General features: G+C 38.7%; 5 protein-coding genes. 4 read left to right on the plus strand and 1 reads right to left on the minus strand.

Translation table 11 applies throughout. The features are described 5' to 3' along the window. Positions 1-5 precede the first annotated feature (5 nt). Together DR017_RS12040 and DR017_RS12045 are read left to right on the plus strand one after the other, a co-directional pair. Positions 6-608 carry an IMPACT family protein gene (locus tag DR017_RS12040; RefSeq protein WP_002681052.1) on the plus strand — a complete coding sequence of 201 codons (603 nt, stop codon included), beginning with the start codon at positions 6-8 and terminating at the stop codon, positions 606-608. 39 nt (positions 609-647) lie between these two features. Continuing rightward, complete coding sequence (locus DR017_RS12045) at positions 648-1,652, plus strand: Gfo/Idh/MocA family protein (RefSeq protein ID WP_002681024.1); 1,005 nt, start codon at positions 648-650, stop codon at positions 1,650-1,652. Between the two features lie 5 nt (positions 1,653-1,657). On the opposite strand, the gene DR017_RS12050 is transcribed toward DR017_RS12045, so the two are convergent. Continuing rightward, positions 1,658-2,146, minus strand: coding sequence for a thioredoxin family protein (locus DR017_RS12050; RefSeq protein WP_002681012.1), 489 nt, complete (start codon positions 2,144-2,146; stop codon positions 1,658-1,660). Between the two features lie 411 nt (positions 2,147-2,557). Between DR017_RS12050 and DR017_RS12055 the strand changes: the two genes are divergently transcribed. Beyond that, on the plus strand, positions 2,558-11,044 hold the full coding sequence (locus DR017_RS12055; protein WP_111944747.1) for a SprB repeat-containing protein: 8,487 nt from the start codon (positions 2,558-2,560) through the stop codon (positions 11,042-11,044). A gap of 90 nt (positions 11,045-11,134) precedes the next feature. Continuing rightward, positions 11,135-11,524: hypothetical protein (locus DR017_RS12060; protein WP_146741542.1), on the plus strand; the 390-nt coding region annotated here is incomplete at its 3' end.

Raw genomic sequence — 11,524 nt, forward strand, 5'->3', positions numbered from 1 at the left:
GAATAATGGATACTTATAAAACTATAGCTTCCTCTGTACAAGAGGTAATCTTTAAAGAGAAGAGTAGTAAATTTCTCGGCTATGCTTTTCCAGTTACCTCTGAAGAGGAGATAAAAGCGCATCTTGAAGAAGTAAAAAAAGCTCATTTTTCAGCACGACATTGGTGTTATGCGTGGCAATTAGGTTATGGTACTAACCAACGCTATCGTGCTAACGATGACGGTGAGCCTAATAACACGGCAGGTATACCTATTTACGGGCAAATTCAGTCCTTTGAGCTCACTAATATACTAGTCATAGTGGTGCGTTATTTTGGAGGAATTAAGTTAGGTGTCGGCGGATTAGTACAAGCCTATAAAACTACTGCCCAACTTACCCTGCAAGAAGCCGAAATTGAAGAAAAACTCATTACCGAAGAGTTGCGTATCCGTTTTGAATATCCATTAATGAACAAAGTAATGCGCGTAGTAAAGGAGCAAAATCTCAATATCACCCAGCAGTTACTTACCGAAAATTGTGAGTTACACCTTGCTATTCGCCAAAGTGATTATCAAAGAATGCAAGAGCTTTTTGAGAATATCTATGGAGTATTAATAGTTAAAGATTAACATTTTGATACCTCTTACTTGTTATTTGTTACCTAAAAAATGAATATAGCACTTTGTAGTTTTGGAATGAGCGGACGTGTGTTTCACGCTCCTTTTATCGATCAACATCCTCATCTCAACCTTTATGCAGTGGTAGAACGCCATCGCTCGGAATCTCGTGAATTATATCCCAAAAGCAAATTGTATCATTCAGTAACCGAAATGCTACAAGACCCTTTGGTAGATGTGGTAGTTGTCAATACTCCCGTACAAACCCATTATGAATATGCCCAAGAAGCCCTTTTGGCAGGAAAACACCTATTAGTTGAAAAACCTTTTACAGTAACTGCTGAAGAAGCTCGTGCCCTCAATACTTTAGCTAAAGAAAAAGGAAAGTTGCTCACGGTTTATCAAAATCGTCGCTATGATGGTGATTACTTAAAAGTAAAGGAAATAGTAAAAAGCGGTGTATTAGGCGAACTTAAAGAAGTAGAAATACGCTTCGACCGTTTCCGTGATAGTATCAGTGCTAAAGCCCATAAAGAAACTGCCGAGAGTGGGGGAGGAGCACTCTATGATTTAGGGGCACATCTTATAGATCAAGCCTTGCAACTTTTTGGAAAACCTATAAAAACATACGTCGATTTGGGCTACCTTCGCAAAGGAACCCAAACCGACGATTATTTTGAAGTGATATGCTTCTATAACAATCAGTTGCGTGTACGTCTTAAATCTACAACTTTTGCTTTAGAACGCCAATGGGAATATGTGTTACACGGTACTAAAGGCAGTTTTTTGCAACAGCGTTTTGACGGACAAGAAGCTGCTTTAGTAGCAGGAACTATTCCTGCTCCTACACCTTGGTTACCAAATATTCAAGAGCCTAATGGTATCTTGCATACGCTTAAAAGTCGCACACTCACCACAGCCCAACACGGTAATTATTGGCAGTTTTACGAAGATTTCTATCAAGCTCTCATAGGAAAAAAAGAAAATCCTATACCAGCCAGTGAGGCTATAGAAGTAATTAATATCATTGAAAAATTAGCAAATCAACAAAATTAACTGATTTACAACCTTCCTTGTAGGAATTTCTTTACTTTTTTAGGATCGTACCCTTTGCCGTCTTCTAAATCTTCACTTTTTTGAGTGAAGAGTACTTCACCTTTAGCACTGAGGATTAAAAAAGCAGGATAACCGTATTGTTCACCAGGGTTGCCATACTTTTTAAAAGCTTTTTCATTCTTATTTTCAGGTGAATAGTTCAAGTGATAATAGATATATTTTTTGTTGAGAATTTGCTTTAGTTCAGGGGTAGTAGTTACTAAATGATTGAAACGCAAACACCACACACACCAGTTACCCCCAATTTGTACCAAAACTTTTTTACCTTCTTTTTTAGCTTGTTTCAACAACTGATTGATACGCATATCACCATCTTCTTCAGGGTGATAAGGTTGTTCATAACCAGCACGTTCTTTTTGTACTTCTTCACTACTTTGTGCGTTTATAGTAGTTCCAGTCCAGCATAGTAATGCTATAAAAATTATTTTCTTCATAAAGTAATATTTTTTTGATGAAGCAAAAGTACAAAATTCATACCATTGAAAAACAACAAACTACCTTTTTTATAAATCTCATAAATTCCTATAACCTGATTATAACCTTACACTTCACGTATTGCATAAACTTGTCCCCCTTCAGGGGATTGGGAGCTGCTATCACATCTTGTACTGTTAATATAAGATAAAAGAGCAACTTTTGTAATTGTCTTATTTATACAATAGATGTGTAAGTTAGCTAGAGAATATATTTTTTACAACTGTTAAAAAGATGTTAATTATTTGTATAACCTATTTGATTTTAAAATAAATATATTATTTTTGCGCGTGAAACCCTAAGTGTATAATTTTACACACAAAGTTTCATCCTCAGTAATTAGCATTTTTAAGAAATACATTCATAGCATTATGAAAAAGATTTTAGTTTTCTTAGCAATTTTCTTTATAGCTACTCTTGCTGTAGTAGCTCAAGATGTATCATTTAATCCACCTTTCTTTCAGCAAACAGTGAAAGGTGATATGATAGTGGTAGGTAACTCTATATTAAATGTAGGGAATTATCCTGCTAATGCTCCCTATACAGGTACTCATGGGCATAATGCTCGTATTGAGCTCAACTATATAGATGTAGATGGAGATAATAGTACTTTCAATTCAAGTGCAGCTAATGTAAAAGAACCTTCTTCTACTTGTGCTAAAAAAGTAGTAAAAGCCTATTTATATTGGGCTTCAACTTATACTGAGGAAAGGATTAACAATCAAAAAAGTCCTAGAATAGAAAAATCGAAATTTAAAAATGTAAAATTCAAAGTAGGTACAGGTAATTATCACGATCTTGTAGGAACAGTAATATATGATGGTGGTCATATTGTGAGCTCTGTTTGGGGAGGTGTAGACGCCCAAAAAGCTTATGTATATCGTGCTGAAGTAACAAATTTACTCTCAGGAATTGGAGGTACTTACACCGTAGGAAATATCCAAGCTCCTCACGGAACTGAAAATAGTGGTGTAGGTTATGCTGCTGGTTGGACATTAGTAATAGTATATGAAGATCTTGCACGTGAGAGCCGTAATATTTCTCTCTTCAATGGTTTCTCAGTGGTAGGTGCTGGTAAATCTCCTAATATCAATATATCTGGTTTCAAAACTGTACCAACAGGTCCTGTAAAAGCCAAAATTGGTTTTGCTGCTTTAGAAGGTGAATTAGGTATTGAAGGTGACCAATTATGGATCAATGGTAAAAAACTTACTTCTGTACCTGCTCGTGATGGTGATAATTTCTTTAATAGTAAGGTAACTGATGAAGGTGGTGCAAATCTTGATAGAGACCCTGCTTCTACAAATTTGCTTGGATTTGATATTGGTATTTTTAATTTACCTAATAATGCTAAAGATATTTTAAATAATAATGCTACCTCAGCCATTATCCGTCCTTATTCTACAGGAGATGCTTATTACCCATTCTTCTTTGCTTTCAATGTGGAGGTAATCGCTCCCCATATTGTAATGGAAAAACGTGTCTTCAATGCAGCAGGCAAAGATGTAACAGATGATACTAATATTGCTTTTGGTTCTTCTCTTCGCTATAAAATCCGTTTTCAAAATATAGGCAATGACAATGCTAAAAATTTGGTAATTACCGATATACTCCCTAAAAGTTTACAAAATAAAGTATTGAATGTTGATGTGCCTACAGGGTCTGATATTACCCATACTTATAATCAAACTACTCGTGAACTAAAATTTACTATACCTGATAAATTAGTAACGAAAAATAGTGCATTAAAAGAAATATCCTTTGGAGTAGAGGTAGCTAAAGATTGTAACGATTGGCGCGATCCTTGTGCCAATGTGATTGAAAATAGTGTCTCTGCTTCCTATAATGGAGTTGAAAACCCTTTAGCTAATGGTTATAAAACAAATAGCTTCCCTAAATTTGGATCTTGTAACTCAGGCACTGAGGGACCTTCTCGCTTTACCGTAAATACTGATTTTACTAATTGTGCCTATAAAGAAACAGTTACTCTCTGTCAAGCTAGTACAGTACTTACTGCTACCGATGGCTTTGATAGCTATAAGTGGGAAAAAACAGCAGGAGCTAATACAGGACAAAGAGGAACCGATCGTTCTCTTACCGTTTCAGAAGCTGGTACGTATAAAGTAACCAAAACAAAAACGGGATGTGCTACAATGTACGAAATCTATGAGGTGAAACCTAACCCTACCGAAGGTGATCACCCTATCTATAAAATGATTGAAAACAGACAAGTCAATGGGGAACTCTATACTTGTCCAGATACAGGGCAGTATTATCCTCAAGTGTATTTGTGTGGAAAAGGTGCTTCAGCAACTTTCAAAATTACTATGGCAAATGCCAAAAGTTATGTATGGCAGAAAAAAGCCAATTGTAATACTAATGAAAAAAATAGAACAAGTGATTGTCCTCCAAGCTTAGAACTTTATGCTTGTAATTGGACGGATGTATATAGCGATAATGGTACAACTACCAATCGCTCTCTCTCTCAAGAAGGTGATTATCGTTTGGTAGTAACTTATGGCAATGGTGCTGGTAATTGTGTGGTGTATTATTACTTCAGAATTACTAAAAACGAGTTGGCTCCTAAAGCCGAAAAAACAGATATTATCTGTACTACTCCAGGTAGCATTACAATTAAAGATGTGCCAGCTACTGGTTATCAATATGCGCTACTACAAGGTACAACTACCATTACAAATTATCAAAACTCTCCAAATTTTCCAATCAATAACGAGGGTACTTATAAAGTGCTTATCAAACAAACAGTCACAAAAACTACTTCTGTACCTTGTGTTTTTGAGACCGAAAGTATCTTTGTAAAAAAACGTGAGCCTAAACTTAAAGTAACAGTTACTCCTATGGCTTGTGCCAATAATAAAGGAGGTATGCGTATAGAACTTACTGATGCACCTTACAAACCTTATAGTTTTGTAATACGTAAAGAGAATGTTGTCGGTGAAATCTATAGAAAAGACGTAAATGGAGCAGCGCTTCCTGTTACAGTTGTAGAACTTACCAATTATTTTGATGCTGGTAGATATCGTGTAAGTTTAGAAAATGCTTATGGTTGTAATATTACTGAAACAGTAGAGATTAGCAAATTAGCCGAACTTAAAGCTACTGCTACAGTACTCTCTCCTATAATGTGTGGTACAGGGAAAATACGGGTAACAGCAAGTGGTGGTACTAAAGGACGTACCTATCAGTTTACACAAGACGGAGTAACTTATTACAATAATTTCTTGGGTAATTACTACGATTTTACAGTAACTACCCCAGGTACTTATAGCTTTACAGTCGTAGACCAAAATAATTGTAGCGCTCAGGCTTCGGTAGCTATACAAACCCTCCCAGCTCCTACCTTCACTATCACCGATGCTCTCGCCGATTGTGGAGCAAGTGCTAAAATTACCTTCAGCGAACCTCAAAGTACAGTGAGCTATACTTATGAATATAGTATAGATGGTAATAATTTCCAATCAGGTCGTGAGTTTACTAACCTTATCCCTGGTAAGACTTATACTCCTACTTTGCGTTATAAGTTTGGTACTGAAGCCTCTTGTACAATAAATTCTACTCGTACAATGCGTACAGCTACAGCGGGTAACCTCATCGCTTCAGCGGGAGTAGAAAAATTAGTAGGTTGTGGTACAGGAGTTAATGAAGATAAAGCCTTAGTACGTTTCTCTAACATACAAGGAGGGCAACTTCCTTACGAGTATAACTTCGGTGATGGTCGTGGTTGGACAGCTACCGAAACAACTCGTTGGTTAGCCCCAGGTTCTTATAACCTATCAGTACGCGATGCCGCAGGTTGTGCTCGTACAAACCTCAAAGTAATAGTACCTAATAAAATTACAGAACCTATTTTCACTCCTTCTACAATTACTTATGATTGTCAAGGACGTGGTACAGTTACTATTGATAGCAACAAAAGTACTTACACCTATACTTATATAGTTGATGGCGTAGCTACTTCTTCCAAAACTCTCCGAAACCTTCCACCAGGTACTCATACTATTACTATTAAGTATGCTGATGCTAATCCACCGAGCAAAAATGTACTCTTCTTAGAAGACTTTGGTACAGGTCGTAATGGAGGTAATGAGTATATCAACAAGGCTTACTATTTAGAGTTACAAGATGGTTCTATGCCTAAAAATGGTTATGGTATTCCTTGGTCAGGTTTTAACCGTGAAAATACTAATCTTGCCGATGGTGAGTATGTAGTATCACAAGCCTTAAATCCTAATAACCCTGCTTGGTGGGCACCTATAGACCACTCAGGCTTACCTCAAGGTCGTATGTTCTTTGTGAACATTGGTAATGTATTAGGTCACGAAGGAGCAATTCTTTATCAACGTCCTATGAAGGACATTATTCCTAATAAAGAAATCAAATTCTCAGTAGCCCTGATGAACTTATTAGGTTTTAATGATTCACGTTATCCATCAGGTGCCCCTGACCTATCTATAGAATTGTATGCCAATCAAGCAGCTATCAATAATAATACACCACTTGTTTCAGTACGTATCAATCCACGCATTAGAGGAGCTAAAGATCGTAAAGATTGGACAGTATTTGAGCGTCCGCTTAACCCTGGTAACAATACTGAGCTCATAGCAGTAATTCGTTCGCATAGTTTGGTAACTAGTGGTAACGACTTGGCTATGGATGATATCTATCTCTACCAAGAACCTGAGGCTTGTGGCTTTACTCATACCCTTACAGTAAATGTAGCCAATGGCAAAGCCTTTGGTGCCGACCCTAATTCCGAAAAGATTACACAACCTACTTGTAATAATGGTCGTGTAGGTGCTTATGAAATTACGCTCAAAAATGCTCCTACTACCTATTACGTAAGTAAAAATGCTGGAGCTTTTGTTCCTACTACAGGTAATCCATTTAAATGGACAAACATTCCAGAGAATAGCACAAACACTGTTAAGATACGTGCAGAACAAAACAACCCTAACTGTGAAATCACTCGTACTTTTACGATAAGCCCTACAGTTAAGATAACTGGATCTGGCTATCAAACAGACCTTACTTTGGGTTGTAATCCTGCAAGAGCTGTGATGAATTCTATTTATGTAACAGGAGGTACACGTCCTATTACCCTCGAAATTCTAAAAGGTACCCAAACGGTCAGCACTATTTCAGCAGGAGTAGCTTCTGGCACTAGTACTTATTTCTCAGCTACCTTTACCCAAACAGGTGCCTATAGTTTTGTTGCAACCGATGCCAATGGTTGTAAATATCAACAAAATTTCACCATATACCCACCTAAAACAATGGTGGTAACAGGTACTACCAATGTAGCAAACAACAATTTCTGTAACGCTACTACAGGTAATGGAAAGGTTGAAATCCAAATCACTCGTGGAGGTACTGGACCTTTCTCTCCAAGTTTTGATACAAATGCTGAACCTTATACCCTTAAACATAATGGTTCTATTGTGGGGTATACCCGTTCAAATACACACGTGTTTAATAATTTAGGCATAGGTACTCATACCTTTACCGTAATCGACAATTTTGGTTGTGAGGGTAGTTATACAGTAGAGATCAAAAAACCACTTTCAATAGATGGTACGGGTGCAGTTATTTCAAAAGACATCTCTTGTAACGCAGCCCCAGCTAACCAAGGAGAGATTACCCTTAAGGTAAAAGATGGTTATCCGCCTTATAAATTTGTTGTTAAAAATGCAGGTGGAACGGTAATACAAACCGCTCAGAATGTCCCTGCCAACAATACAGCTACCTATAAAACAGCAACAGCAGGAGTCTATACTATCGAAATAACCGATAGCAAAGGTTGTATAGTTACAGGCAGTGCTACATTAACATCTGCAGTAGCGCCAACAGTAACAGTAAGTACAACCACAGTAGGTTGTTATGGAGCTAATAATGGAACTATATCCTTAACAATATCAGGAGGCAAAGCGCCTTATAAAGTATTTTTAGACGGAGTAGCTAAAGGCAGCCAATTAGTTTTCAACAACTTGTCAGCAAAAACATACGCTATAAAAGTAGTAGATGCGAACAATTGCGAAACCACTAAAAATGCTACTATAGCACAGCCATCAAATCCATTGCAAGCTTTTGCAGGAGTATCACAACTTATAGGATGTGGAGGAACAGGAGCCAATAAAGATAAGGCAGAGGTACGCATTACCAATCCAAGTGGAGGTACTCCACCATATCAATACAAGTTTGATGGAAATTATGGCAGCAGCAAAGTAGCTTGGTTGCCAGCAGGTACCCATAGGGTATATATAAAAGATGCCAATGGATGTGAGTTAGGAATGACAGTAACGGTAACAGCGAGAATATCAGAGCCTACAGGAACCACTTACACAATAACAAGTTATGATTGTGATGGTAAGGCAACAGTACGCTTTACGGGTACTCCTACCACTTACGATTATACGTATGAGATAGGTGGCAAAACCGCTACGGGTACAACCGCTACCATTACAGGCTTAACCCCAGGTAGTTATACAGTAACAATCAAATATAAAGATACCAATCTTCCAGCTTCAAGTATATTGATAGAAGAAAGTTTTGGTTCAGGTCCTACAACTTGTTTAGCGTCAATAGTACCATCAAATTGGACTTGTAAACTTACAGGCTGTTTAGAGGAAGGAACTTATGCAATTGCCAATCAAGCAGGCGCATATCCTTGTCCAGGTTGGTGTTGGAGAATGCCAAAAGACCATACAAGCAATGGAACAGATGCACAAGGAAGATTCTTTGTAATGAATAATGGAGTAGTAGCACCAGGCGGTACACGTTTCTATTACAAAGAGGTACAAGATGTAGTGCCTAATCAGCCAGTTAAATTTAAAGTATATTTGTATAGTTTAGAGAAAGCAGAATGCCATAGTCCTATCATACGACCTAATATACAAGTAAGTTTAGTAGATGCTAGCAATAATATATTAGCAAGAACAACATCAGGAATTCTTCGCGATAACCAACACGATTTAGATTGGCAAGAATTCTCAGGAGAGTTAAATCCAGGCGCTGCAACCTCTTTCCGAATAGAATTTAGAAATTTAACAGTAGGAGCAGGAGGTAACGATTTTGCTATAGATGATATAATTGTTTACCAAGAAGCAAAATCTTGCGAGCAAGAGATCACCAAACAAGTAGTAGTTCCATCAGGCAAAGAATTCAAAGCCAGTGTAGTGAGCATCACACACGCTACTTGTAAGGGAGCACAAACCGGTAAGGTAACCTTCAAGATGGAGAACTTAGGAGGTGCGGGTTATCGCATTACCGAGGTAAATGGAGCGCTACGTTCAGGAGCAGGTTATACCACCGAGATTACCGCGCCAACCTTCGAGGTAGATGGTCTTAGACCAGGAGTTAATACCATCAAGTTTTCGAACCGTACTTGTGGAATAGTTCGTACGGTAACCATCACCGAGCCTGATCAGCTTACCCTCACAGCAACTATTAGCGAGCCAGCGATGTGTTCAAACAACACCAAAGCACGAGTAACGCTTACAGCGGGCGGAGGTACGCCACCATATACCTATATCTATCAAGTAGGCAGCAATGTAACTACCCAAACAAGCAATGTCTTTACGGGAGTAGCACCAGGTACGCCTACCTTTAGAGTGGTAGATAAGAATGGTTGTAACGTACAGCTCACAGGAATCTTTACGGTAACAACCCCTACCACTGTAGCCTTTACCACTTCGGCAACCACTTGTTATTCAAACAACAACAATGGAGAGATAGCCGTAAAAATCACTCAAGGTAACGGAGGTTATAAAGTAAAATTAAATAACAATGCTGCTATAAGTTTAGCAGCAGGCGCCACTACGCACACCTTTACGGGTCTTACCCAAGGCAGCTATAGTGTTACAGTTACGGATAGTTATGGTTGTAGTACTGCCACTCAGGTGCGTATTTACCCATCACTTAACAGCACAGTGAAAGTAACAGACCAAAGTTGTAAGAAAGGTAAGATAGAAGTAACAGCATCAGGCGGTAATGGCACGATAGAATACGCTTATAAGAAACAAGGCGATCCAGCCCCTACTGATAGTGAATACAGCAGTACAGCAAGAAGCTTTGATGTACCTAATTTTACGGCAGCATCAGAGACTTGGATAGTATATGTACGTTCAGCAGCTTGTGTGAAAACCCACCAAGTAGTGGTGAAGAAAGCGGACAATGTAGCCTTTACAGCGGCGACAGTAACGCCTACTTGTCAAGGTTCAGCAACTGGTAAGATCGTATTGGGTAATATCAAAGGCGATGGCAACTTCAAGGTAAGTTATGGTAAAGCAGGCACACCAGTGATAGCCAACTACACAGGTATTGCAGGTAGTAGCTATACGATTACCAATGTAGCGGCAGGCGTTTACTCAGTAACATTAACTGATAAATACGGCTGTAGCACAACCCAAAGCATCACCTTAGCCGATATGCCAGCACTTACAGCGAGCATCAGTGTATCAACTAATGGCGGTGGATGTTTAACAGCAGGAAGCGCAGCAACACTCACTTTGAGTATGACCACTGAGACTTGGAATGCTTATCGAGCAAGCGGTAACAATGTATACTATAGCTTTGATAATGGAGCTAGCTGGCATCCAATGCCATCGAACCCTTACGATGCGCCAGCTGTCTCAGCAGGTGTGTACAACACCAAACCAGGTACTACATTACAAGTTCGTTTCGCCACACGTCAAACCCTTGCAGGTGCTGATGTATGTATTACAGCCGCGAGTGCTTATATAGTACCTAAACCATTAGCGACATTAAGTGTAACTACGAATATAGATAAATTTACTTATAACTGTACAGTGGCAGGTACACAATACTCACAGCAACGGTAACAGTACCTACGGGAGTAGGAGCAGCTCCATTCCTATTCAATGTAAATGGCGGAGCTTATCTAACACCTACACCAGCAAATTCACGTACGTATGTGTTTTACGGGCTTGGTAGTAGGACGTACTTACACCTTTGGAGTAAAAGATAATATTGGTTGTGAAACCGAGTACACGCAAGATATCTATGCTAATGTAGCCACACCAGCGATGACGGCAACATTGATAGCCAATCCAGCTTGTAACGGAGCAAGTAGCAGTCAGGCAACCATTAAGATCCACCGTAGCGCTTCTTATACAAGTGCTAGCACGGGAGCAACTCTTAATTGGACGATATATGAAAGACAACCAGGTTTAACAGCAGGTACTGTAGTACATACAGGTACAGCAGTAATGCCAGGAGTAGGACAAGATGCTACAACTATCACCCCTGCAGGACCTTATGCTTTAGCACCTAATAAAACTTACTATGTGATAGTAAAAGAA

It is taken from the genome of Capnocytophaga sputigena (assembly GCF_900446695.1).
GTDB lineage: Bacteria > Bacteroidota > Bacteroidia > Flavobacteriales > Flavobacteriaceae > Capnocytophaga > Capnocytophaga sputigena.

What these genes read in the sequence shown, in the direction of transcription:
- DR017_RS12040 (WP_002681052.1), top strand. Translation starts at nt 6, where the DNA reads ATGGATACTTATAAAACTATAGCTTCCTCTGTACAAGAGGTAATCTTT.
- DR017_RS12045 (WP_002681024.1), top strand. Translation starts at nt 648, where the DNA reads ATGAATATAGCACTTTGTAGTTTTGGAATGAGCGGACGTGTGTTTCAC.
- DR017_RS12050 (WP_002681012.1), bottom strand. Translation starts at nt 2,146, where the DNA reads ATGAAGAAAATAATTTTTATAGCATTACTATGCTGGACTGGAACTACT.
- DR017_RS12055 (WP_111944747.1), top strand. Translation starts at nt 2,558, where the DNA reads ATGAAAAAGATTTTAGTTTTCTTAGCAATTTTCTTTATAGCTACTCTT.